This window comes from Exiguobacterium sp. FD-YE-25-4 (assembly GCF_057004685.1).
The window spans coordinates 1,496,177-1,519,491 of sequence record NZ_CM168041.1; the positions used below are offsets into that span (position 1 = coordinate 1,496,177).

Annotated in this window: 26 protein-coding genes; 19 read left to right on the plus strand and 7 right to left on the minus strand. The window is 51.4% G+C overall.

What is annotated here, in order from left to right:
* The first annotated feature begins 146 nt into the window (after nt 1-146).
* The 13 genes from AC13H5_RS07735 to AC13H5_RS07795 all read left to right on the plus strand — a co-directional run bounded on the left by AC13H5_RS07735 (nt 147) and on the right by AC13H5_RS07795 (nt 11,161).
* Nucleotides 147-818 (plus strand): WGR domain-containing protein, encoded by a 672-nt coding sequence (locus AC13H5_RS07735; RefSeq protein ID WP_483545557.1) that lies wholly within the window; start codon nt 147-149, stop codon nt 816-818.
* 73 nt (nt 819-891) lie between these two features.
* Entirely contained in the window at nt 892-1,401 is a 510-nt protein-coding gene (locus AC13H5_RS07740) for a PH domain-containing protein (RefSeq protein ID WP_214712776.1), read from the plus strand.
* Nucleotides 1,398-2,906, plus strand: a complete 1,509-nt coding sequence (locus tag AC13H5_RS07745; RefSeq protein ID WP_483545558.1) for a PH domain-containing protein — start codon at nt 1,398-1,400, stop codon at nt 2,904-2,906. Before AC13H5_RS07740 ends, AC13H5_RS07745 begins: the two co-directional genes overlap by 4 nt.
* A gap of 618 nt (nt 2,907-3,524) precedes the next feature.
* On the plus strand, nt 3,525-4,787 hold the full coding sequence (locus tag AC13H5_RS07750; protein ID WP_029595471.1) for an NCS2 family permease: 1,263 nt from the start codon (nt 3,525-3,527) through the stop codon (nt 4,785-4,787).
* Between the two features lie 227 nt (nt 4,788-5,014).
* On the plus strand, nt 5,015-5,590 hold the full coding sequence (locus tag AC13H5_RS07755; protein WP_483545559.1) for a TetR/AcrR family transcriptional regulator: 576 nt from the start codon (nt 5,015-5,017) through the stop codon (nt 5,588-5,590).
* Between the two features lie 70 nt (nt 5,591-5,660).
* Nucleotides 5,661-6,509, plus strand: a complete 849-nt coding sequence (locus AC13H5_RS07760) for an alpha/beta fold hydrolase (protein ID WP_483545560.1) — start codon at nt 5,661-5,663, stop codon at nt 6,507-6,509.
* 33 nt (nt 6,510-6,542) lie between these two features.
* The gene (locus AC13H5_RS07765; RefSeq protein WP_483545561.1) at nt 6,543-7,556 is read left to right on the plus strand and encodes an NADP-dependent oxidoreductase; all 1,014 of its coding nucleotides are present in this window, start codon (nt 6,543-6,545) and stop codon (nt 7,554-7,556) included.
* Between the two features lie 40 nt (nt 7,557-7,596).
* The gene (locus AC13H5_RS07770; protein WP_483545562.1) at nt 7,597-8,379 is read left to right on the plus strand and encodes an SDR family NAD(P)-dependent oxidoreductase; all 783 of its coding nucleotides are present in this window, start codon (nt 7,597-7,599) and stop codon (nt 8,377-8,379) included.
* Between the two features lie 110 nt (nt 8,380-8,489).
* On the plus strand, nt 8,490-8,843 hold the full coding sequence (locus AC13H5_RS07775) for a DUF2332 family protein (RefSeq protein WP_483545563.1): 354 nt from the start codon (nt 8,490-8,492) through the stop codon (nt 8,841-8,843).
* Nucleotides 8,840-9,337 carry a hypothetical protein gene (locus AC13H5_RS07780; protein WP_138859441.1) on the plus strand — a complete coding sequence of 166 codons (498 nt, stop codon included), beginning with the start codon at nt 8,840-8,842 and terminating at the stop codon, nt 9,335-9,337. The genes AC13H5_RS07775 and AC13H5_RS07780 overlap by 4 nt, the downstream gene beginning before the upstream one ends.
* Before the next feature lie 55 nt (nt 9,338-9,392).
* The gene (locus AC13H5_RS07785; RefSeq protein ID WP_483545564.1) at nt 9,393-9,881 is read left to right on the plus strand and encodes a DinB family protein; all 489 of its coding nucleotides are present in this window, start codon (nt 9,393-9,395) and stop codon (nt 9,879-9,881) included.
* The gene (locus tag AC13H5_RS07790) at nt 9,878-10,369 is read left to right on the plus strand and encodes a DUF3916 domain-containing protein (protein ID WP_483545565.1); all 492 of its coding nucleotides are present in this window, start codon (nt 9,878-9,880) and stop codon (nt 10,367-10,369) included. The genes AC13H5_RS07785 and AC13H5_RS07790 overlap by 4 nt, the downstream gene beginning before the upstream one ends.
* An 87-nt stretch (nt 10,370-10,456) precedes the next feature.
* Entirely contained in the window at nt 10,457-11,161 is a 705-nt protein-coding gene (locus AC13H5_RS07795; RefSeq protein WP_483545566.1) for a hypothetical protein, read from the plus strand.
* A 92-nt stretch (nt 11,162-11,253) separates the two neighbouring features.
* Here the strand turns inward: AC13H5_RS07795 and AC13H5_RS07800 are convergent, their stop codons facing one another.
* The gene (locus AC13H5_RS07800) at nt 11,254-11,964 is read right to left on the minus strand and encodes a GntR family transcriptional regulator (protein WP_232939592.1); all 711 of its coding nucleotides are present in this window, start codon (nt 11,962-11,964) and stop codon (nt 11,254-11,256) included.
* 159 nt (nt 11,965-12,123) lie between these two features.
* On the opposite strand from AC13H5_RS07800, the gene AC13H5_RS07805 reads away from it, so the two are divergent.
* Together AC13H5_RS07805 and bglA are read left to right on the plus strand one after the other, a co-directional pair.
* A complete protein-coding gene (locus AC13H5_RS07805) occupies nt 12,124-14,016 on the plus strand; it encodes a beta-glucoside-specific PTS transporter subunit IIABC (RefSeq protein WP_483546551.1) in 1,893 nt (630 codons plus the stop codon).
* Nucleotides 14,017-14,028: 12 nt separating this feature from the next.
* Nucleotides 14,029-15,483: a 6-phospho-beta-glucosidase BglA gene (gene bglA, locus AC13H5_RS07810; protein WP_034777604.1), complete on the plus strand. Its 1,455-nt coding sequence runs from the start codon at nt 14,029-14,031 to the stop codon at nt 15,481-15,483.
* Between the two features lie 50 nt (nt 15,484-15,533).
* On the opposite strand, the gene AC13H5_RS07815 is transcribed toward bglA, so the two are convergent.
* Together AC13H5_RS07815 and AC13H5_RS07820 are read right to left on the minus strand one after the other, a co-directional pair.
* Nucleotides 15,534-16,400: an AraC family transcriptional regulator gene (locus tag AC13H5_RS07815; RefSeq protein WP_034777605.1), complete on the minus strand. Its 867-nt coding sequence runs from the start codon at nt 16,398-16,400 to the stop codon at nt 15,534-15,536.
* Nucleotides 16,401-16,489: 89 nt separating this feature from the next.
* Nucleotides 16,490-16,705, minus strand: coding sequence for a hypothetical protein (locus tag AC13H5_RS07820; protein WP_034777606.1), 216 nt, complete (start codon nt 16,703-16,705; stop codon nt 16,490-16,492).
* 111 nt (nt 16,706-16,816) lie between these two features.
* Here AC13H5_RS07820 and AC13H5_RS07825 point away from each other — a divergent pair, with 111 nt between their 5' ends.
* Nucleotides 16,817-17,080 (plus strand): excalibur calcium-binding domain-containing protein, encoded by a 264-nt coding sequence (locus AC13H5_RS07825; protein ID WP_034777609.1) that lies wholly within the window; start codon nt 16,817-16,819, stop codon nt 17,078-17,080.
* A 33-nt stretch (nt 17,081-17,113) separates the two neighbouring features.
* Here AC13H5_RS07825 and AC13H5_RS07830 read toward each other — a convergent pair whose 3' ends face one another.
* Nucleotides 17,114-17,653, minus strand: coding sequence for a hypothetical protein (locus tag AC13H5_RS07830; RefSeq protein WP_034777611.1), 540 nt, complete (start codon nt 17,651-17,653; stop codon nt 17,114-17,116).
* Nucleotides 17,653-18,510: an alpha/beta fold hydrolase gene (locus tag AC13H5_RS07835; RefSeq protein ID WP_483545567.1), complete on the minus strand. Its 858-nt coding sequence runs from the start codon at nt 18,508-18,510 to the stop codon at nt 17,653-17,655. Before AC13H5_RS07835 ends, AC13H5_RS07830 begins: the two co-directional genes overlap by 1 nt.
* A 194-nt stretch (nt 18,511-18,704) precedes the next feature.
* On the opposite strand from AC13H5_RS07835, the gene AC13H5_RS07840 reads away from it, so the two are divergent.
* Entirely contained in the window at nt 18,705-19,463 is a 759-nt protein-coding gene (locus AC13H5_RS07840; protein WP_214823534.1) for a glucose 1-dehydrogenase, read from the plus strand.
* Nucleotides 19,464-19,495: 32 nt separating this feature from the next.
* On the opposite strand, the gene AC13H5_RS07845 is transcribed toward AC13H5_RS07840, so the two are convergent.
* A complete protein-coding gene (locus AC13H5_RS07845; protein ID WP_483545568.1) occupies nt 19,496-20,296 on the minus strand; it encodes a helix-turn-helix transcriptional regulator in 801 nt (266 codons plus the stop codon).
* Nucleotides 20,297-20,436: 140 nt separating this feature from the next.
* On the minus strand, nt 20,437-20,697 hold the full coding sequence (locus AC13H5_RS07850) for a DUF1294 domain-containing protein (RefSeq protein WP_232939616.1): 261 nt from the start codon (nt 20,695-20,697) through the stop codon (nt 20,437-20,439).
* 208 nt (nt 20,698-20,905) lie between these two features.
* Here AC13H5_RS07850 and AC13H5_RS07855 point away from each other — a divergent pair, with 208 nt between their 5' ends.
* Nucleotides 20,906-21,688 carry a LysM peptidoglycan-binding and 3D domain-containing protein gene (locus tag AC13H5_RS07855; protein ID WP_034777617.1) on the plus strand — a complete coding sequence of 261 codons (783 nt, stop codon included), beginning with the start codon at nt 20,906-20,908 and terminating at the stop codon, nt 21,686-21,688.
* Nucleotides 21,689-21,810: 122 nt separating this feature from the next.
* The gene (cls, locus tag AC13H5_RS07860; RefSeq protein ID WP_483545569.1) at nt 21,811-23,277 is read left to right on the plus strand and encodes a cardiolipin synthase; all 1,467 of its coding nucleotides are present in this window, start codon (nt 21,811-21,813) and stop codon (nt 23,275-23,277) included.
* The last annotated feature ends 38 nt before the right edge of the window (nt 23,278-23,315 follow it).

The following is a 23,315-nucleotide window of genomic DNA, read 5'->3' on the forward strand; positions in this document are numbered from 1 at the left end:
CTTAAAGGAATTCAATGTATACTTATATATTCCTTTATAATAAAAAAATGTCAACAATTGAAAAATAATACATTAAAAAGCGAATCACCAGATTGGCTAATTCACCGTATAATGAAAACATAATAAATATTATTGGGGAGTGGCAAATGAAGGTCCATTTACTGCACACTACAAAATTTTGGAACATCCGCGTCGGCACAGACGAGTTCGTCGTCCAGTATGGAAAGCTCGGTACGGTCGGTAAAGTCCAACTAAAGTCTTTTGATACGGCAGAAGAGTGTAAGAAAGAAGCCGACAAACTCGTCCGTCAAAAACTAAAGAAAGGGTACGTTGAGGTCGAGTACGACTGGGACAACCATCTTTATTTCGACGACCCGGAAATCGGTCCGGACCAACTCACCGCACACCCTCGGTTCAATGCTCATTTTCAGGAGGACTTCTACTTGGATTGCACGGATGAGTACAGTCCGTTCGGCAGTGATGAAGGCGCCGACGTGCTCGTGATGTTCGAGGACGCAATCCGAAAAGAGCGGGACTTCGATTTTCTGGAAGGGGCGTATGCCGTCCTGTCTGACTGGCTCGAGGAAGACATCTCGACGCCGGACGACTGGATGTTGAACGGAGATCGTTTCGTGTGTGACGTCGTCATCCTCGCGAGCGCGTTCGCTTCAATCAAACTGACCGGACGAATCACGGATGCGTTGAAACGTTCTGCCCATGAAGCGTTAACCACAATCGTCGAGGAAGTCGAGCCTGAGGATACGCATCGGTTTCAGCTAATCAACGAACAGCTCGCCACTTTCCCCGTGTCGAAATGAAACTTTTTCAGAAAAACGGCGTATACTAAAGAGAGAGAAGGACAAACGTCCGAACGAATAGGGGGAAGCACCAATGTCAGACATAGAAACAACACCGACATCATTCAGTGGCACATTGCCGATCGAGGCCCGTACCGTCTTCCGACTGTCGAGCGCCATCTTTTATCTCATCGGCCTCGTCATCACAGGAGGGCTCGTCGCGGCCGCGCTTTATTTTGACTGGCCGACATGGCTCCAATATACGATGTACGTCCTGCTCGCCATCGACCTCATCTATAGCGTGATTGATATTGTTGTCTTTCAAAAATGGAAGCAAGAACGGTTCACGTATGATGTAAAGCCGCTCGAGATTCGTTTGCATCACGGCATCATCACGACGCACGATGTCTTGATTCCGATGACAAAAGTACAATACGTCCACGCCCAGCAAGGCCCTCTTCTTCGGAAGTACGGCTTGCAGACAATCACAATCGGGACGGCCGCCGGGTCACATGACATTTATGCGATCGAGGAATCGTTCGCGAAGTCGCTCCGGGAACAGATTGCCGTCTATGCCCGCATCGAAGAGGAGGATGTCGTATGACGGAAGCCGCCCTCACGTGGCATCGACTACCGAGTCGCGTCCTTATGCTTCGAGTGTTAGAGGTCATCAAGTCGTTCGCCATCCCGCTCGTGCTCTTGTTCGTCTTGAACAACGACTGGGAGTCGACGTTCGGCATCATCCTGCGCGTCGGGATCTTGCTGTTCCTCGGACTCGACATCTTGCAGAAGTTCTTCGGTTGGCTCAACTTCCGCTATGCGCTCGATGAGAAGACGGTATATGTCATCGACGGCAACTGGATCAAGAAAGAGAAGTCGCTCCCGCTCTATAAGATTCAGAGCGTCCACTCGAACAGCCCGTTCTTGTACAGGTTGCTCGGCGTCGTCGAATTGACGTTCGATACAAACGCGAACAGCGACGACGCCTCGTTCAAACTGGCCGGCGTCTTCCCGAACGAGGCGAAGCGGCTCGAGGACATCCTTGACCAGGTCCGTCACCGCAAGACCGAGTCCGATATACCAGTAGAAGGAGAGACGGACACGACAGCTACACCGGTGGTGATTGAAAAACCGGCGAGCCGTTTGCTGTACGCCCTCTCGACCCGAGAGATCATCATCGCCTCGCTAACGTCATTGTCGGTGTTCGCGATCTTCCCGGTCGCCTCGACGATCATCTCGTCCATCGATGACTTCATCAATCTCGACGGGACGTTCGATACGATCGGCGATTGGGTCGTCCACGCGTCGATTATCGCGATTGGCCTGCTCGTCCTGACGGTCCTGATATTGTCGGTCGTCATCGGCATGGTCATCAACTTCTTGAAATACGGGAACTTCCGGCTCGAACGACGCGGGGACCGCATCCGCGTTGAGAAAGGACTGCTCAACCGTTCCGCTAAAGAGATCCCATACGAGAAGATTCAAGCGGTCCGGGTCAAAGAGACGTTCATTCGGCGCTGGTTCAACATCGTCGGTGTCGAACTCGTCGCGGCCGGGACGATGGACGAGTTGAAAGACGAATCGTCAACCATCCTCCCGTTCGTGAAACGGGAGCGGGCGATGACCGTGTTGAACGAGCACTTCGACCAGTTCGTCTGGTCTGACACGCTTCATCGCTTGCCAAAACGTTCGCTCTGGGTCAAACTGCTACGCATCAGCTGGGTCGGGCTCATCGTCTCGGGTGTCGTTTTGTATTTCTTCCGCGATTACGCCTGGTGGCTCGTCCTATTGTGGGCCATCATTATCGGCGGTCGCCTATTGAGCTATATGACGACGCGCTACGCTCGCAACGGTCAGTTCATCGAGCTGCGGACCGGGGCCTTCAACGTCAGTTCATTCTTGACGGACAAGCCGCGAATCGAACAGGTCCAAGTTACTCAGACGCCGCTCCAACGCCGTTTCGATGTATGTAACGTCCTGTTCTCGACACGGGGTGGCTTGCTATCGAATGAGATGATCGAGGACATCCCGAAACAAGAGGCAGAAGCCATGCTGAACTGGTTCTCGCGCTACACAACAGTAGAGGAAGATATGAAAACACCGGGCTAAAATCACCCGGTGTTTGTTCGTCACGTCAACTTCACCGTTTTCGCGTTTCTGTTACTGAAAAATGGGAACAAGTATGGTATGATGCAAGTAGAAAGAGACCGGTGCTGGACACACCGACCTCTGGCGTACAGGTTACCACTTTAAGAGTGGCCCAGCCGCCACAATGGTTAGTGAATCAGAAAGTGACCCATCTCATTGCGCCGAGGGGGTCATTTTTTTGTGCGTTCAGACGTTGCACGATCGGATGTTTGGTGTAAAACCAAGTGAACGATAATCGGAGCGAGGATCGGGACGATCACATAATCGCCGACCCAGGTCCATAGTTGTTCCATCCGCACCACCGCCTTCCTCCATTGTGGACTTGGCGGCTGACCCCACTATTGCTGCGTTAACCTGCCTCTTCATTATAGCAGATTCCCTCCAAAAAAGATGCTAAAAACAGGAACGTTTGTTCCTATTTTATAAAATGAACCTTTCGTCCGAATGGGTCTCATGACTGGGTCCAAAGATGGATTTGAACCAAGATTGTCTTGCATGTCAGAAGTCAGACAGGATATAATCAACCTCGTGTGTATAACCACATGGGTGGGTGAGGGTGCCAATAAAGGATTGATTCCTATGGCAAAACAAACAGAATGGAAAACAGAAACATACGGGGGCGTGCTGAACTTTCTGGCGACAGCATACATCCCGGCCGTTCACGCGGCAATCTTGACACAAGCCGGACTCCCGTTCGAGGGAGCGCTCGTCGGAGCGATTTTGACAAGCATCATCGGAACGTTCATCGCAGGGCTGTTCAACTTGCCGCTGCTCCTGTTACCAGGGATGGGCATCAACGCGCTGTTCACGTACACGCTCGTCCTGCAGATGGGGCTGAGCTGGCAAGGCGCGCTCGCCGTCTCGTTCGTCTCAGGGGCGCTCGTCGTCCTATTGACGGTAACGAAAGTGGCGAGGAAACTGGCGAACGCATTCCCACCGATTATTCATGACGGATTGACGGTCGGACTCGGCCTGTTCCTCATCTTGATCGGACTCGAGGCGGCGGGGATCGTCTCGGGCGGTGGCGGGGCACTGCTTCATATCGGAGACCTCGGGGAACGGCCGGTGCAGGTCGCGTTCCTGTCGCTCTTTGTGGCCATCCTTCTCTTCTTGAAGATGGGACCGAGCAGTTTCCTATGGACGATTGCGTTCGGGGTCGGTTTGAGCGCCGTCATGGGCACGCTCGACTGGACCGGTGAGTTCGCGCTCATGCCGTTCTTCGAGTCGTTCGGCACCGTGTTCGGCAACGTCTCGTTCGCCGAGTCGGCGTCACCGATCTTCCTAGTCGCCGTCGGCGTGTTGACGCTCGTCTTGCTGATTGAGAACATCAGCCTGATCCAGAATCAGACGCGCGCCATCGGCAAGGATGCGGATGCCCCGAAAGGGCTCGTCGCCCAAGGCTTGTCGACGATGGCCGGTGCCATGTTCGGTTCGAGCCCGACCGTCTCGACGGTCGAGGTCGCGGCCGGCATCTCGGTCGGCGCACGAGGTGGCATCGCATCGTTCGTGACGTCAGGACTTTACGTCGTCTCGCTCTTGTTGCTGCCGCTGTTCGCGATCATTCCGGTGACGGCGATCGCGCCGGTGTTGATTATCATCGGTATGATGATGTTCCAGAACGTGAAGCATCTCCCGCTCGACAATTGGGAGCATGCCTTCCCGGCGATTCTCGTCATCATCATGATTCCGTTCACGTATTCCATCGTCGATGGCATCGGGCTCGGATTCATCGCCTACACGATGATCGTCTTGTTCAAGAAGGGCTATCGGTCGCTCAGTCCGGTCGTCGGTGTCTTGACCGTATTGTTCTTAGTTTTCTTTTCTTTACCAGTCTGGCTGTAACCATCCTAAACAATCCCGTTTAGGATGAAGTCTTCGATGGACAGGGTCAACTTGTTCCTGTCGACTAGAAGAGAATGATAAGGAGAGGAGTGTCGTCCGAAAGGATGACGCTTCTCTTTTTTTCGTGTCAGCCACTTTATTCTTTACTAATCGTTCTAGAAAGGATATAGTTTAGTTGCAGTTAGAACGTTCATTCTAAAAAGGGTAGGGATTGAAAGGAGATCGAGATGGCCAGAAGCAAAGCGTTTGACGAAACAGTCGTATTAAAAAAAGCGATGGAACTGTTTTGGGAGCAAGGATACGAAAAAACATCGATGCAGGACTTGGTCGACCATATGGGGATTCACCGAAGAAGCATTTACGACACGTTTGGAGACAAGCACTCGTTATTCTTGGCAGCGCTCGGCGAGTATGAAAAATTCATCACGTACGAGATGGAGGCGATCATTCGCCAACACGAGTCCGTCAAATCAGCCATCGGTGACGTGTTCCGCTTTATCCTCCGGTCTTCTGAAACGTATCCAAAAGGGTGTCTATCCGTCAATGCAGCTGTCGAATTGTCACTCTTGGACCAAGAGGTCGAGCGGATCGCGACGAAGATGTTCCATCGGACCGAGAGCATGTTCCAAGATTTGATTGAACAAGGTAAATACAATGGCGAACTATCAAACGACATCGATTCGGAACAGATGGCGCGTTTCTTGCACAATAACTTGATCGGGCTCCGTGTCTTGATTAAAACGGACTACACGAAAAAAGAATTAGAAAGCATCATCGCGCTGGCACTCAGCGTGTTAGACTGACTTTCTTTTTTTACTCATTTTAGAACGTTCATTCTAAAAAGTGTGATTATATCCAAGGAGGCAGGACAACATGACAACATTTCACATTCCAACACAATCAAACTTCATCGAAGCAGAGGGTACTCGTTACGCCTATCGAACATTTGGACGCGAGGAAGGCGTCCCCCTCGTCTTATTCGTTCACTTTAGAGGAACAATGGAGAACTGGGACCCGGCTTTGCTCGCACCACTCGCAGAAGTGCGCCCAGTGATTGTATTCGACAATAAAGGGATTGGGGAAACGGACGGCGAAACACCCACGACAGTGGCGGAGATGGCACAAGACGCAATCACGTTCATCCGCGCGCTTGGCCTAAAACAAGTCGACGTCCTCGGTTTTTCGATTGGCGGAATGGTGGCCCAAGAGGTCGCTCTCCAAGAAAAAACATTGATCCGAAAAATGGTTTTGGCTGGCACTGCGCCTGAAGCCGGTGTGAATCCGAGCCAGGAGGTATTCGAACGTATGAATCGGCACGGGGGAACGGAACAGGACGGCATCAATGATTTCATGTTCTTCTTCTATGGAGATACTGAAACGAGTCGGGCGGCAGGCATGGCTTCACTCAAACGAATTTTTGCTCAGAAACGATTCGATAGTTCAGATCAGGTAAAAGAGGCACAGTTACAAGCCATTGCAAAATGGGCTCAACCGAAGCCGAACGAGGACTATGAATGGCTACAGGCAATCGAACATCCAGTTCTTGTGACGAATGGTGTGAAAGATGTCATGGCCCCGACCGAAAATAGTTATCTCTTGGTCGAAAAGTTGCCGAACGCACAATTGATCATCTATCCGGATGCTGGACACGGTCATTTGTTCCAGTTCCCTGAGCTGTTTGCAGCACACGTCAACCTATTCCTCGATTCAGATGCGATTTGATGATCGTTCGAGACAAACAAAGGAGAATCAATCATGAACAACGTGATGAAAGCAGCTCAAATCAGTCAGTATTCTAAAGTAATCGAAGCCCAAGTGAATGAGGTACGCGTTCCAGATATCGGGGACAATGATGTGTTAATCAAGGTTAAGGCAGCCGCCATCAATCCACTCGAGATGTTGATCATGACTGGTAGCGTAAAACTGATTCAAGATTACACCTTCCCGCTAACCATCGGGAACGAACTGGCGGGTGTCGTCGAACAGGTAGGGAAACTTGTGACCGGTTATTCCGTCGGGGATGACGTCTATACCCGTCTGCCGATTGAAAAAATTGGGGCAATCGCAGAATATGTAGCCGTTGATGCATCGGCCATCGCCAGGATGCCAAAGAACTTAACTTACGAAGAGGCAGCCGCAGTCGCTTTGACCGGACTCACGGCCTATCAAGGTCTACACGAAGAACTGAACGTCAAGTCGGGGCAATCAGTGTTCATTCCGGGAGGATCAGGTAGTTTCGGTCAAATGGCTGTTCCGCTCGCGAAGTCATTAGGACTGACCGTGATCGTCAGTGGAAATGCGGAGTCACGCGACCGGACGCTGAAACTCGGTGCCGATCGATATTTGGATTATACGACGGAACACTATGAGGACGTCTTGAAAAACGTGGACTATGTCATCGATACGTTAGGGCCGGCAGAGTTCGAGAAAGAGCTCAGCATCCTCAAACGAGGCGGACGACTGTTGTCATTGCGGACAGGACCGAATAAACGTTTCGCCCAAGATCGACAGTTCCCGTTTTGGAAACAAACGCTATTTTCGATGGCGGGTGCGAAATATGACCGGATGGCCAAGAAGCATGGTGTCGAGTATCGGTTCATCTTCGTTCGTGCGGACGGGAACCAATTACGAGAAATCACGAAAGTCGTGGAAGCAAATCAAGTCGTTCCAGCGCTTCACCCGAAGCGATTTACGATTGATGAGGTGAACGAAGCGCTTGGGTTGGTCGCGACGGGCCGTCCAAAAGGGAAGGTCATCATTACGTTTTAAGGCGTGTGACTAGGAAGAAACAAACAGAGGAGATAGGGCTATGCAGAAAACGGTTCTCATCACCGGCGTGTCAGGGGGCATCGGCAAGGAATTAGCCGATCGATTCGCACGGGACGGGCATGAGATGGTGCTCGTTTCACGAAATGAAGCGAAGTTGATGGAACTCGCCGAATCGTATCGTTCGACCTATGGTGTCGTCGTGACAGTCATCGCAAAAGACATCGCGTCACCCGGAGTGCCGGAAGAGATTTTTAAAGAGCTACATGAGAAAGGCATTCACATCGATTACTTGGTCAATAATGCCGGGTTCGGTCTGTACGGGAAGTTCTTAGAGACTGACATCAACCAGGAGGCTAATATGATTGACGTCAATATTAAGGCGTTGACGGCGATGACCAAATTATTCTTACCCGGTATGGTTGAACGAAATCGGGGCGGGGTCATGAATGTGTCTTCGATGGTCGGCTTTTTCCCTGGCCCGTTGATGTCGGTGTATCATGCGACGAAGTCATACGTATTGTCATTTACAGAAGCGCTCGCGAATGAAGTGAGCAACACGAACGTGACCGTGACCGCCTTATGTCCAGGATTGACGTCGACCGGTTTCGTCGACCGCTCCGGGATGCAGGCATCGAACCTGGTGCGGAGCGGCACAATCATGGAAGCAGGACGGGTGGCGGATATCGGGTATCGCGGGTTCATGAACGGAAAAACCTTGATCATCCCAGGGAGACGGAATCGTCTCGTTGCCTTCCTGCCCCGATTGCTGTCGCGTCAGCGAGTCACTCAGATGATGCGAACGATGCAGGACGGATCGACATAAATGAACATGATGTCAATCGCTTGATCATAATACGCTCAAACGTCGTGCGGTACCTTACATGAGGTACCGCTTTTTTGTGTTTTAGAAAGGAGTCTGAAGACTTTAACGGAATGTATGAATTAAGAATAAGTACATATCAGAGGAGAATCGCATTGACTGCACATGATCCATCTCAAAAATTTTTGAGGTTTGCCGAGAGCATTCCAGAAGAAAGCACCCTCTGCATCTTCCACACGCATGTGGCCGACCAGATGACGATCGATATGAAGAAGCACTTGCTGAACGTGGTCGAACAGATTGGACAGACGAGAGACGTGTTCCATCTTTATAACAATATCCAAGACAAAGACCTGCATCTAGACGAATATGTGAACGGTGTTAAACGAGAACAGACAATTGTTGAGACGGAGGGGCACGGTAGATGGTTCAAATGGTTGCTGAAACATGAGGCGTTATTGCCATGAATACGATCATCGAACGATTCGTTTCCATTCAAGAAGTCATGACTGCTCTCCATTCACAAGTCTCCGACTATAATTGGTTAGTGACGGACCTCGACGACGTTCTCTCAAATGATGCGTTACAGTATTTTGAAGAGGTTCAAGAACTCGAGGAGGGGACGGCTTACTGGATAAAAGGTGAACGTCTACTCGAACTGGTCCATCACACAAACTTATACGTCATTTGGGGAGTGTTCACGGCGTTTGAACGCCATGAGTCGATCACGTTAAACGAACTGACAGTCTATCCGTTCGCAGACGGTAATAGCGACCTATGGATCGAGTCACCTCGTATTCAGTATCCGAGTGCGGTGTGTGAGTTGATCTTTTGGGACTCAACATTTATCTTGTTGCTGAGCCAAGTAAAAGACGTCAGTAGCCGCTTCCGAAAAACTTTCCCTGATTGGCGCAGCTTGGAAGAGTATAATCGAACGGAAGGGTTATATGAATCGGAATAAATGTGTTCGAACATGAGTCGCTCTACTTACTTTATAGACCAAGGAGAACAAGTCCATGACTAGCACTATAAACGTAATCGATGAATTCGCATCTTATACAGATTGGCTAAATACGTTAGAGAGATTGGATGAATCGATGTGGGACAAGCCAATTGCGACCGACAAATGGTCAATCAAAGCAATCATCCTTCACATCGCCCATTGGGACAACCATCTGTTGAACGTCATCATCCCGGCCGTCAAGACCGGAGAAGGGATGATCTTCCCTGAGTTCGACTCGTTTAACGCGCGAGCGACCCAAAAAGCGAAGCGTCTCTCAGGAGAAAACGTGCTCCAGTTAGCCAAAACGAGTCGAAGTTCGCTCATAGAAACGCTTCAGTCATTAAGTCAAGAGACGCTGACTTCGCACACGACGGCGAACGGGGTAACCCATTGCCCGCATCACGGTGTCCCGTATACGCTCGCCTATATCGTCACCGAGTTCATCGAACATGACCGGCACCACCAGCAGCAAATCGACGCCATCTTGGGGAAAACCTCTTGAAGAGACGGGCAAAAGTATGCGGTGTCAGACGAAGACTGAAACGGTTGCGCCTGCATGTCAACGAACAGACCCAATCGTTCCCGACGACGTTTCATGACGGGTATTGGCATAACAAAATCCCGATTGATCAATCGTTCTTATCGTCTGTACAGGAGAACAGCCGGATTCAACGTGCGATTATCGAGGTGATGATGGAAGGGGCCTCACGTCTCGTGCATAACCGAGAAGAGGAGCGGTACCAGGTCGTCGCCTTACTCGATTTGCCGACGCTTTGGCAGTCCGAACTCCTCGTGTTTGAAAGCGATGCACGACTGGAGGCATTTATGGATCGGGATACGTCAGAGCAGATGTGGACGCGGTTGCCTAACGATCGCGTATTCCTACAAAGACTCGACCTGTCAGTGGACGTCGAGGTGCATCGGTTCCACGAACTGATTCAAGATGAAGATTATATGCATAGTGGAGAAGTCTGGTTGCTCGTACAGTGAGCGAAACTGGCATGATATAGCGAGAAATAGCATTCATAATGTTCTACTGTTTATAAAGAAATCCGTTAAATGAGAGGAGAAAGAAATATGTTCCGCCACCTCACAACATTCGCTTTAGCCGGGATCTTCACGCTCGCTGCTACGTCGGCAGCTGCGGCGCCGACAGAACGATCAGCGGAGCGTTTCGCTGAAGAACATTTCGAGTCAATCGTCCTCGACCATATCGAAGGAGACGACCCGAGTAACTATCACTTGACGGTAAGTCGCGCCATCTCGTTCGGTTCGCTCCATGAAGTGATGATTGCCGCGCAATCCTGTTATTCGTCGGACGAAATGTGTACGTTCGTCTCGAGCAAGGAGTACGTATCAGCCGTCCTACAAGATGGGGAGCCGAGAAATGTCATCGGGACGTACGAGCAAGAACCGGGCCTCTTCGCCTTCTCCACGTTCGGCTATGGTGACGAGTTGGCCATTGCCTTAGCTGATGTGTCCGGTACATTGGTCCATTCCGCGCGAGAGAATGCCTGGTTTGACTATGATGGAAAGACGTTGACCGCCTTGACGACCGATGCGAAACGGTTCATCGACGGAGACACGGTCACGCTCGAGATGTATCAGAAACTCTTGGTCGAGACACAATCCAACACCGAAGCGCAACCAGGGGATGCGCTTACTGGTGGTTCAGGTGACGTTCAGACGACAGAGCCAACATCATATCGGATGCTCGGACTCGCGTTGTTGGCGGTGCTCCCGCTCGGTTATCTTTTTTACCGAAGGCGATGGAGAAAGTGAAATGTAAACGTCAGTGATTGATTTAAATCGAAAACCGCTCGTCTGAGCCACACAAAAACACCGCTCCACGCAAATCGCGTAGAGCGGTGTTTTCACATGTACGGCCCGTTCGCTTGGACGACAAACTGCGAATGCTCGTAATGGTACGTGATACATGAGTAGTCGAATGGTTTCCCGTTCGAGAGATGAAAGATTGTCTCAATGCGAAGCGTCGGGTCGTCCTTCTGTAAACCGAGATATCCGGCTTCCGCCTCGTCCAATCGTCCGACCTGCATGTACATGTCCGAGAAGCCGATTGTGACGCCGAGGGCGCCCTGTACGTAATCGAAGATCGAGTCAGCGACAATCTCTCGGTTCAAATACGGGACGATCGCCTTTACATAGTACGACTCCTCGTAACAGAACACCTCTCCATCGACGAAGCGGACCCGCTCGACACGATAGACGTCATCCGTAACGTCGATGCCAAGGTTCTGTGCGACCGTCGCGTCCGGTTTCGTGACCGAGACGTCGAGCACGTCCGACGTCAACACCCGGTCACCGAGGTTGCTCTTGAACCCTTGCGTCGAGAACAGACTCATATAGCCCGGACGGTTGTGGCGCCGGACGAAGATGCCGCTCCCCCGCAATTGAAAGATGACCCCTTTCCGCTCCAACAACTCGAGCGCTTTCGTGATCGTGCTCTTGCTGACGGCATATTGGCTCATCAACTGCTCGAGCACGGGTAGTTTATCTCCTTGCTTCAAATCATGTTGATTGATGTACTGTTCAATCTCTGCTGCCACTTGTTGATATTTAAGCACGCTCATCCCTCATCTACTTGAAAATGTTGCCTTCATTATACCACACACATGTCTACGAAACGTTCACAAACTATTTATTGTATCGCTATTGATTAATTGTACCGGTACAATTATAGTAAGAGTGTACAAAATGTAAGCGTTACATCAAAGGAGGGTTTTCTGTTGAGTAAAGTTCGGGATTATTCAAAATTGGCTCGGGATATTTTAGAGGCCGTCGGAGGGGAAGACAACGTCATCAATGCGGCGCGCTGTGCGACACGACTCCGCCTCGTCTTGAAGCGGTCAAATCCGCAGGCGAAAGAACAAGTCATGGCGATGCCAGGTGTCATCACAGTCGTCGAAACGGGTGGCCAGTTCCAGGTCGTTATCGGGCAGCATGTCGGGGAAGTGTTCGATGAGTTCACGAAACTGGTACAGATCGAAGGGGCTGAGGTCGAAGACGGAAACAAAGGGACCGTCCTCAACCGCATCATCGCGACGATGTCCGCCGTGTTCGCACCGTTCATCTATATCTTGGCCGCAGCCGGGATTTTGCAAGGGGTACTCATCATCACGACATTGTTGTTCGACGGTTTCGCCGAGACGGGGACGTACGAAGTGTTCAGCTTCATCTCATGGGCACCGTTCACGTTCTTACCGATTTTCATCGCCATTACGGCATCGAAACACTTTAAGACGAACACGTTCATCTCTGTCGCAGCCAGTGCGGCGTTGGTCAGTCCGACATGGGCCGAGATGGCGGCTCGCATCACGTCAGGGGAGACGATCAGTTTCCTCGGCCTCGCCTTGTCAGGTACGACGTATACGTCATCGGTATTACCACCGCTCTTCCTCGTCTGGATCTTATCTTACGTCGAGCGGTTCTTGAACCGACACATGAACGAGGTCATTCGTCCTCTGTTCGTACCGTTCTTCAGTTTGGTACTCATGGTGCCGCTCACGATCCTCGTCATCGGACCAATCACGACGATGGGTGCGGTCGGGATTGCCAACGGCTACAACTTCTTAGCGGAGAACGCCCCGATGCTCGCTGGTGCGATTATCGGTGGTCTCTGGCAAGTCATCGTCATCTTCGGGGTCCACTGGGGTGTGACGCCGATGGTGCTCGCAAACTTCGACTTGTATGGCCGTGACTCATTCCAGGCATATCAGACGATTGCCGTCATCGCCCAAGTCGGCGCCGTTCTCGGTGTCATCTTGAAAGCGAAGAGCCAAGAAATCAAAAAAGTCGGTGTCTCGGCTGGGATTACTGGATTATTCGGAATCACGGAGCCTGCCATCTATGGGGTGACACTCCGCTTCAAGAAACCGTTCATCTTTGGATGTATCTCGGGGGCCGTCGGAGCCATTGTGGCCAGTTTCTTCAACCCGTATTACTTCGCTTACGCTGGTCTCCCGGGTCCGCTCACCCTTGTGAACGGAATCAGTGAAGACGTGCCGACCTCGATTTGGGGACTGTTGATCGGGACAGCGATCGCCATCATCCTTCCGGTCGTCTTGATTCAAATCTTCGGTTTCGGAGAAGACACAGCCAAACAAGTGACAGAAGTGACGGAAACACCTGCGACGGCAGAAGCGAGTGCGACGCTCGTCCAGGAAGAGACGATTGCTTCACCGCTCTCTGGAAAAGTCATCGCCTTGAGCGATGTTCCGGACGATGTATTCGCCTCCGGGGCGATGGGGAAAGGTTATGCCGTCGAGCCAGACGGGAATAAGGTCATTGCACCGTTTGACGGGACGGTAGTCATGGTCGCACCGACGAAACATGCGATCGGTCTCCGTTCGAACACGGGAATCGAGTTGTTGATCCACGTCGGTCTCGATACGGTGACGCTCGATGGGAAACCGTTCACCGTACACGTCAAAGACGGGGATAGTTTTAAAGCGGGCGATGTGTTGACGACGTTCGACCGTGACATGATCGCCGCACATAATATTTCAAGCATCACACCTGTCATCGTGACGAACAGCGCGACATATGCTGACGTACTCGTCCAAGCAAGTAATCAGACAGACACGACGACACCAATGCTCACGATTGTTAATCAATAAGGAGGAACTACAATGAAGACATTACCGAAAGACTTTCTATGGGGCGGCGCTCTAGCCGCCCACCAATTTGAAGGCGGCTGGGACGCCGACGGCAAAGGACCTAGCGTCGTCGACGTCTTGACAGCAGGCGCTCACGGCGTCGCGCGTCGGATCACGGACAAGGTCGAGCCGGACGAATTTTATCCGAATCATGAAGCAATCGACTTCTATCACCGTTATAAAGAAGACGTCGCGCTCTTCGCTGAGATGGGCTTGAAGTGTCTCCGCACGTCGATCGGTTGGAGCCGGATCTTCCCGAACGGGGACGATGCGGAGCCGAACGAGGCAGGGCTCCAATTTTATGACGACTTGTTCGACGAGCTGTTGAAGCACGACATCGAGCCGATCATCACGTTGTCCCACTTCGAGATGCCGCTCCACCTCGCACGTGAGTACGGCGGGTTCCGCAACCGTGCCGTCGTCGACCATTTCGTCCGCTTCGCCGAGGTGTGTTTCGACCGCTACAAAGACAAGGTCAAATATTGGATGACGTTCAACGAGATCAACAACAAGATGGACGTCAACAACCCGCTCTTCTTATGGACGAACTCTGGTGTCATCGTCGAAGACGGGGAGAACGCCCGTGAAGTGATGTATCAGACGGGGCACCATGAGTTGATTGCGAGCGCCCTCGCCGTCGCGAAAGGGAAAGCGATCAACCCGGACTTCGAGATCGGGGCGATGGTGTCACACGTGCCGATCTATCCGTTCTCGTCAAACCCGGACGACGTCATGCTTGCTGAAGAGATGATGCGTCAGCGTTACTTCTTCCCAGACGTGCAAGTGCGTGGGTTCTATCCGAGCTACGCCTTGAACGAGTTCGAGCGTGAAGGCTATTCCATCCCGTTCCTCGATGGAGACGAAGAGATTTTGAAAAACGGGACCGTCGATTACCTCGGTTTCAGTTACTATATGTCGACGACCGTGAAGAGTGATGTCGTCGCCGACAACAGTGGCGACATCGTCAACGGTGGTCTGCCGAACGGCGTCGAGAATCCGTATATCAAGTCGAGCGACTGGGGCTGGTCGATCGACCCGGTCGGTCTCCGCTATGTACTCAACCGGTTGTACGACCGCTATCAAATCCCGCTCTTCATCGTTGAGAATGGATTCGGTGCTGTCGATGAGATCGTCGACGGGAAAATTCATGATGCGGCCCGCATCGACTACTTGAAGGCGCATATTGAGCAGTTGAAACAAGCGGTCGTCTATGATGGCGTCGACTTGATCGGTTACACGCCGTGGGGCATCATCGACATCGTCTCGTTCACGACGGGCGAGATGAAGAAACGGTACGGTATGATTTATGTCGACCGTGACAATGAAGGCAACGGCTCGATGGAGCGGATGAAGAAAGACTCGTTCGATTGGTACAAGCATGTGATCGAAACGAACGGGGAAGCGCTCGCGTACGAGCCTTCGAAGTAAACGAAAATACCTCTTGAAGACAATTGTCTTCAAGAGGTATTTTTCTGTGCTTACGTCGTTTTCGGTTTGACCGCCACCCACACTTCGCTATAGACGTTGTCCGATGGGCCATCATGCTTCGTGAACGAGATGCTCGGTAAGTCGGCCAGTTCGTACCCAGACGTCGGCAGCCATTCGGCATACGTCTTGGCCATCGTCTCCTGGAGCGTCTCCGGGAACGGGCCGGCATTCGGGAAAACGGCCCACAGGTTCGACTCGATCGTAATCTGTTCAAGATCCTCGTACGGATTATCTTGCGTCGTCGCGAAGCCAATCATGTGCGTGAGTGAACCCGTTTCGTCCAAATAGCCTTCATCGAAGTCGTACGACACGTTGAGCACTTGATTTGGATAAAGGTCCGCCAATTGATGCATCTCGCTTCGCTGTTGCTCCGTGATTGACTGCGCCAACTCGACGATGTCATGATTCACGCCTTCGAACTGAATCGGGACGCGTTTGGACACGCCGACGACGTTGAATGAAGATTTGTGTTCTAATTTGAATTCCATCGAAATTCCTCCTTTGATGTCGATGAAGAAAGTGAATTTCGGGAATGACTTTTGAATCTTGTTCTTGATCACTTCAGACGGTAAAAAGCCACACCAGTCTCGAAACGATCGCGAGAACCCGTCGACGGATTGGTAGCCATACGTATACGCCACGTCCGTGACCGATTTCCCATGAATCAAGTCCTTATTTGCTTCTGACAGCCGACGATTTCGGATATATTCATTGAGCGTCATCCCGGCCATATAGGAAAACATGCGTCGAAAATGATAGTCGGATACCCCGACGATGCGTGTGATATCCTCACTCGTGATGTCTTCTGTTAGATGTTGATCGATGTGGTCCATCAATCGGTTCAGTGATTCAAGCATCAGCATTCCCTCCTTTCTGCATTCATCATACTTCGAACATCGTAGGGGCACTCGATGATTTTGATACGGATATCATCGGATAGAAGGCATCACTGGTTGTAGCCGATGAACATCGTGAACATGATGAGGATGATCGATGACGTCATGAGTAGAAACGCAAGCGAGCTCGCGAACACGAGAAAACCTTTGGAGAAGTGGCGTCGTCGTTTCCAAATCCCGATGACGAACACCACGTTCAAAATGAGAAATAGTGCGAGCAGCAGTAACGGGAGAGCCCGGTCCTGCATCAATATAAGTAAGTCCATAGATGTTACCTTCCTTCAACTATTTTTAAAAAGCAGGGGATTCATCATAACTGCCCTTATAATAAACAAGAATTAACACGCATATCGTTTGTTACCAAGGAGGAAGCAACTATGAAGAAGCTAATTCGTGCGACCATCGCGGGCATCGCGTTGTTCACGCTGAGCGTCGCACCGTCAGAAACCGTGGACGCCGCACCGAAAAAATTTAAGAATTGCACCGAACTGAATAAGACGTACAAAGGCGGTGTCGCCAAAACGAAGACGACGAAAAACAAAGGTGGTAAGACAAAGTACAAGCCTTACGCCAACAGTTCGTTATACGAAGCGAACAAATCAAAAGACCGTGATAAGGACGGTATCGCTTGTGAACGCTAAGAGATGAGAGGACAGCCGTCCTCCGTCTCTTTTTTAGTTGTTGAAGCGGTAGGATATGTCCCCCTCAGAATCGTAGCCAGTGATCGACTCAATCGACTCGATTTGGTCGACGAGCACGAACCAGACGTCATTCCCGGCCTTCGTCTTCAACAGTTCCGGTTCGAACCGTTCCCCGTTCAACTCGACGACGACTCTTGTCGTCTCGCCGTGGTTCATCCCGTAAAGGATATCGTACGGGGAACATGCTGACGTATCTCCGCACGATTGGCCGAAAGTCGACCACGTGAGACCTGCCTCGGACAGCGATTCAGATGTAATCGACTGAACCTGATTGTCGACAGTAAGTTCAAGACCTATGGCTTGCGCAACCGGCTCTTCACTCCATTCCTCGACGGTGTAACTGTTCGTGAAAAAGCGAAGACTCATGTCACGGTCATCAACAGGGTAGGTGAGAATCGGTTCCGCTCCCTCGGGTAACTGTAGCTGCTTCGTCGAATCAAATGCCCAGGCCACTCCGGCTGATACCAACAATACGCATACGATGATTAGGACAATCTTTTGCTGATGGTTCATTAGAGACCGCTCGCTTTCTCAGGTTGTAAAAACTGTCGCACTTGTTCCATCGGGAACGCAGGGTTCCAATGGACGAAGTGGCCGCCTGTCATTCGTATGTAAGTGATCGGCAGCTCATGCCGTTGCAGGTCCATCATGGCTGACTTCGTCAATCGGGCTTCTTTGTCGTCCAGTCCGACAAAATCGCCGTAAATAAGTAACGTCGGGACTTGAAGTGAACGCATAAGCTGCGGCACGTCAAGGTGATAGAAGCTGAACAGCAGATTCAATCCGCCTCGTCCGAGCTTAGCCGGGTCGTTCAACGCGCGCCGAATCTCGTTTCGTTCAGAGAGGCCTGTCTGTGCGCAGAAAGCCTTAACCTGTTCCGCTGTAACTGGAGATGTACCTTCATTTGAAATGACCTTCGTCTCGATTTTCGGGACGAGTCGAGGTCCGAACAGACGATAAAGTCCGCTCAGGAGCGGGACGGCAAGGCCGAACACGCCATACTCTCTCAACGGAACGCGCGGGAACGCCTTATGGCCTTGATCGAGCAAGACGAGCCGCTCCACGTGCTCGGGATAATGTGTGGCGAAAGCGAGAGCGATCGCACCTCCAAGTGAATGCGCGATCACATGGACGGGTCCGATTCGATGTGTGACGACGTAGTCGTTGACCCAATCCGCCAACTGTTCGGACGTCACGGCCTGCTTAATCCCTTCACTTCGCCCGAACCCTGGCAAATCCAGCAAATGCACCTCGAAGTTGTCGCATAGCGCCTCGGCGAGTGAACGGCCTTCTTCTCCGGTGAATCCTCCAGCCGGTAAAAATATAACGGGTGTCCCGCTTCCCATCACTTCTGCATGATAACGATGCAATCGAATCCCACCTTTCAACTCCCAATATCTGTATCTTTCCATTGTACGTGACTAGTGATTGGAACAGAAGCAGATTCTTTCAAACGGAGATACGTTTTCACCCAAATCCGGGTATAGACTAATGACACGTGAGCAGGTTGCACTTGTCGTTTTCTCTGTCGCTCTTGAGTTGTCTCAACAAGGAGGAATGCGGTGTGAAATTATCGGGTAAAACGGCACTCGTCACCGGGGCCGGGTCAGGGATGGGTCGGGCCATCGCCAAACTGTTTGCCGAGGAAGGGGCACGCGTCGTCGCCGTCGACATGAACGGGGACTCGGTCGAAGCGGTCGCCTCAGAGATTAAAGCGAGCGGCGGGGAAGCCGTCGGCGTCTCGGGGAACGTCACGAAACAAGAAGATATCGACAAGATGGTCGAGACGGCGACGAGCACGTTCGGCTCGCTCGACATCTTGGTCAACAACGCGGGCATCATGGACAACTTTTTGACCGTCGGCGAAGTGACGGACGAGATGTGGGACCGGGTCATCGCCGTCAACTTGACCGGACCGATGAAACTGGCACGGGCCGCGATCCATGTCATGGACAAACAAGAAACGGGCGGTGTCATCATCAATAACGCCTCGGTCGGTGGTTTGTTCGGGACACGCGGTGGCGCCTCGTACGTCGCCTCGAAACATGCGCTCATCGGCCTGACGAAAAATATCGCCGCCACATACGGTACGTTCAACAAGATTCGGGCCAACGCCATCGCACCGGGCGGGGTCAATACGAATATCGGTGCCACAATCACCGCGCCGAGCGAACTCGGGATGCGAGCCATCCAAGGGGCAGGGGAGGCTCCAATGGGTGAACCGGAGCAGATTGCCAAGGTCGCGTTGTTCCTCGCCTCCGATGATTCGAGTTTCGTCAATGGCGACGTCTTGAAAGCAGACGGCGGTTGGACCGCCCGTTAACGAGAAAAAGCCGACACGATCGTCGGCTTTTGTTATGTCTGTCGCTTTCGGTACGCCAATGGTGTCACCGCATGGACTTTTTTAAACGATTGCACGAAATGGCTCACGCTCGTGTAGCCGAGACGATGCGCTAGATCGGCGATCGGTTCCTTCGACTCCTTAACGAGGCGCGCCGCACGATGCATGCGGACGTTCTGGACGTAGGCGAGCGGCGATGTGTCGCCCCATTTTGTAAAGTAGCGGCAGCATTCCGCCCGGCTCAGACCACCCGTTGCTGCGATGTCTTCGAGCGTCAGTTTCATCGTGTCATGGTCATGTATGTAGGCGAGCATGAGACGCATCCGTTCCTGAACATGATGTTTCGTTCCGCTTTGCGGCTGTTGAATCCAATAGCGCCAAATGACTGCGAGCTGTAAGCTCGCATCGAGCAACGCGAACGAGGACTTCTTCTTCAGGCTGCGAATCACTTTGTCGATTATGTCGAGGACGGGCTTATCTCCTGGTTCACCGGGATGCAACACTTTACTACGCGACGTCTCGGCGTGCGGTGTCACGTACAACTCCGCAAGCGACGGAGAGAATAGGTCAAACGGCTCGACGGAGATCACGACCAATCGAAATGGCTCTCCCTTCGGTTCAACTTTTACGATTTGTCCACGGTCTAAGATCAACGCCATCCCGGAGCGGAGCCGAAACCGTGTCCCATTGACGAGCAGGTCGAGTTGTCCGTTCGTGATTAACCAGATTTGAAACTGCGGATTCACTTTGATCGTCGTCTCAATCGTCGTTTCAGTCCACTCTTGGATATCAATCAGATTTTCTTCAAGCTTCATCCGAACACCTCAATAATTGAACATTTATTTCGTTTTAACACCGGATGGACACACTTCTTTTTCACCACGAAGCGTCTATCAAGACATTTCATCGGGATTTTCTACGTGGTGATTGAACAAGTTTCTTCTATATAATGGCGTCAAAAGATGAACCAACCGGTGACACCCGCATGCACTAAGATGGCGATTGGAACACCAATGCGGAATTTCGGCTTCAACGTCTTATGACGGAAGAACCGCATCGCGAGATAGGCCCCGAATGCGCCACCGATCCAAACGAGAATGAGTAACGTTTGTTCCGAAATGCGCCATTCCCCTGATTTAGCACGACGTTTATCGAGGTAAAATGACATAAACGCTAGGAAATTAGTCACAATGTAATATAGCAGTAATAGTTCCAAAGACTAAAACCTCCTTTCTCTTCTCTTTAGTATAGCTGAAAATGGCTCAACTAAGCCATTTGTATTTGGATTGTAAAAATTCAGATTCCTCTCATCTCGCTGAAAGCTTCTGTAACTGAACTGATATCACTCTCATATCAGCCTGTAACGGCAGTGAAATATACAGGTGTTACAGTAAGGGGGCGTTAGAAAAGGGAGGAATATTCTTATGAAAAAACCACTATTGACACTAACGGCACTCGCTGGCCTTAGTTTAGGAGTCGCTGCTCCAGCTTCGGCAGCATCAACACACACAGTTCAGTCTGGAGATACACTTTACCGTATCGCCGTGAACAACGGTGTATCAGTTAATGACATCAAACAAGCGAACGGCTTAAACTCTAATATGATTTATCCAAACCAAGTATTGAAGCTTGCGAAGTCAGAAGCTAAAGCTTCAAGCGCTTCAAAAACGTATACAGTAAAATCAGGTGACACGTTGTATCGCATCGCGACAAACAACGGCGTATCTGTCAAACAGTTGATGACATGGAACGGTCTTAATTCAGATCTCATTTTCCCTGGTCAACAATTCTCTGTAAAAGGTGCTAAAGCAGCATCGGTTGCGAACAGCGCACCAGCCGCTAAACCAAAAGCATCAACATCTGCACCAGTGACGAAACAGTCTACGTCTACAACGCAAACCCAAGCTCCGGCTTCAGGTAAGACGATGACTGTGGAAGCAACGGCTTACACGCCATACTGTGCAGGATGCTCAGGAATCACGGCAACAGGAATCGACGTCCGCTCGAACCCGAACCAAAAAGTCATCGCGGTTGACCCTTCAGTCATCCCACTCGGCTCTAAAGTATGGGTTGAAGGCTACGGCGAAGCAATCGCTGGAGATACTGGTGGCGCCATCAAAGGTAACAAAATCGATATCTTGATGCCGACACGAGAGCAAGCGCTCAACTTCGGTCGTAAATCAATCACAATCAAAGTCTTAAACTAATCGATTTACCCCAAAAACACCGCAGGCGCGGTGTTTTTTTGTGTGTCTATCCCTTTACCTGCAAACGAGCATTTCATTCTTACGAAGAATGGGTAAACAAGAGACAAAAGGAGGAAATCGAGATGGTCACGACAGAATTCATTCTAGGCATACTCGGTATCGTATTGGTCATCCTCAACGTGACGTTTGCGGTCACCATCATCTTCTTCGAACGGCGCGATATCGGGTCGACGTGGGCCTGGCTACTTGTTTTATTCTTCGTGCCGCTGCTCGGATTCTTCATCTATATCTTCTTCGGACGATTAATCAAATCGAATAACTTCTACCAAGTCGACGAGGAACGACGGCATGAATACGCGGAACACGTCCATAACCAGTTGACTGAGCTCGACGCCCATGGCGGCTTGTTCGCCAGTGATCCGCTCTTATCCAAGTATCGTCGCCTCGCCCGCTTGAACTTATCCTCCACGAATGCGCTCGTGACGTATCATAATGCAATTCAAGTCATCCATGACGGCGAGCAGAAGTTCGAGGCGTTGTTCCATGACATCGAGGTGGCAACAAAGGAAATCAACATCCAATACTATATCATCCAAAACGACTCGCTCGGTCAGGCGCTCATCTCGGCCTTGACGCGACGGGCCAAGGAAGGGGTCAAGGTCCGTCTGCTCTATGACGCCGTCGGCTCACGGGGATTGCGACGTTCCCATTTCAAACAGCTCCTCGCGCACGGTGGCGAGGTCAAATCGTTCTTCCCGTCACGCCTCGGTATCAACTTCCGCGTCAACAACCGGAATCACCGGAAACTATGTATCATCGATGGGGAGATCGGCTATATCGGCGGTTTCAACGTCGGGAATGAATACCTCGGGACGAACCGTCAGTTCGGCTATTGGCGCGATGTGCATCTACGGATGAGAGGGGAGGCGGTCCGAGAACTGCTCGAGCGTTTCCTCCTCGATTGGAACCGTGCTGTACCGACGAAGCATCGGGCCGAGAAAGAGGATTTCATTTGGCCGTCCGTCCTCATTGAGACGGCCCAATCACCGGTGCAAATCGTCACATCGGGCCCGAACTCATCGACCGAGCACTTGAAAAACATGCTCGTCAAGATGATCACCGAGGCGAAAGAGACGATTTACATCCAAACCCCTTATTTCATCCCTGACGCCAGCTTCCTCGACGCCTGCCGCAACGCGCTCATGTCCGGGACGAAAATCCGCCTGATGATCCCGAACAAGCCGGACCATATGTTTGTCTACTGGGCGACGTATACGAATGCGGCCGAGCTTGTTCGCTACGGGGCCGAGGTATATACGTATGAAGGCGGCTTTTTGCACGCGAAGACGCTCGTCATCGATGGCGAGGTCGCCTCGATCGGCACGACGAACATCGACGCCCGCAGTTTCCGACTCAATTTCGAGATCTCGGCGCTCGTCTATGACGAGGTCGTGGCCCAGTCTGTCATCGATGCATTCAATCGAGACCTCGCATGTGCTGACAGGTTAACGGTTGAGCGTTATGAGACACGAACGAAATGGATTCGCTTCAAAGAGAGCGTGTCGCGCCTGTTGAGCCCGATTCTTTAAAAAAAGACCAGTCAGGTGTCCCGGAAAGTCCGGTCATC

Bases quoted from the DNA above. Each gene is read 5' to 3' on its own strand.
- AC13H5_RS07755 (WP_483545559.1), top strand. From the start codon at position 5,015: ATGGCCAGAAGCAAAGCGTTTGACGAAACAGTCGTATTAAAAAAAGCG.
- AC13H5_RS07825 (WP_034777609.1), top strand. From the start codon at position 16,817: ATGAAGAAGCTAATTCGTGCGACCATCGCGGGCATCGCGTTGTTCACG.
- AC13H5_RS07760 (WP_483545560.1), top strand. From the start codon at position 5,661: ATGACAACATTTCACATTCCAACACAATCAAACTTCATCGAAGCAGAG.
- AC13H5_RS07770 (WP_483545562.1), top strand. From the start codon at position 7,597: ATGCAGAAAACGGTTCTCATCACCGGCGTGTCAGGGGGCATCGGCAAG.
- AC13H5_RS07820 (WP_034777606.1), bottom strand. From the start codon at position 16,705: ATGGACTTACTTATATTGATGCAGGACCGGGCTCTCCCGTTACTGCTG.
- AC13H5_RS07830 (WP_034777611.1), bottom strand. From the start codon at position 17,653: ATGAACCATCAGCAAAAGATTGTCCTAATCATCGTATGCGTATTGTTG.
- AC13H5_RS07765 (WP_483545561.1), top strand. From the start codon at position 6,543: ATGAACAACGTGATGAAAGCAGCTCAAATCAGTCAGTATTCTAAAGTA.
- AC13H5_RS07740 (WP_214712776.1), top strand. From the start codon at position 892: ATGTCAGACATAGAAACAACACCGACATCATTCAGTGGCACATTGCCG.
- AC13H5_RS07735 (WP_483545557.1), top strand. From the start codon at position 147: ATGAAGGTCCATTTACTGCACACTACAAAATTTTGGAACATCCGCGTC.
- AC13H5_RS07780 (WP_138859441.1), top strand. From the start codon at position 8,840: ATGAATACGATCATCGAACGATTCGTTTCCATTCAAGAAGTCATGACT.
- AC13H5_RS07775 (WP_483545563.1), top strand. From the start codon at position 8,490: ATGTATGAATTAAGAATAAGTACATATCAGAGGAGAATCGCATTGACT.
- AC13H5_RS07855 (WP_034777617.1), top strand. From the start codon at position 20,906: ATGAAAAAACCACTATTGACACTAACGGCACTCGCTGGCCTTAGTTTA.
- AC13H5_RS07845 (WP_483545568.1), bottom strand. From the start codon at position 20,296: ATGAAGCTTGAAGAAAATCTGATTGATATCCAAGAGTGGACTGAAACG.
- AC13H5_RS07745 (WP_483545558.1), top strand. From the start codon at position 1,398: ATGACGGAAGCCGCCCTCACGTGGCATCGACTACCGAGTCGCGTCCTT.
- cls (WP_483545569.1), top strand. From the start codon at position 21,811: ATGGTCACGACAGAATTCATTCTAGGCATACTCGGTATCGTATTGGTC.
- AC13H5_RS07795 (WP_483545566.1), top strand. From the start codon at position 10,457: ATGTTCCGCCACCTCACAACATTCGCTTTAGCCGGGATCTTCACGCTC.
- AC13H5_RS07785 (WP_483545564.1), top strand. From the start codon at position 9,393: ATGACTAGCACTATAAACGTAATCGATGAATTCGCATCTTATACAGAT.
- AC13H5_RS07815 (WP_034777605.1), bottom strand. From the start codon at position 16,400: ATGCTTGAATCACTGAACCGATTGATGGACCACATCGATCAACATCTA.
- AC13H5_RS07750 (WP_029595471.1), top strand. From the start codon at position 3,525: ATGGCAAAACAAACAGAATGGAAAACAGAAACATACGGGGGCGTGCTG.
- bglA (WP_034777604.1), top strand. From the start codon at position 14,029: ATGAAGACATTACCGAAAGACTTTCTATGGGGCGGCGCTCTAGCCGCC.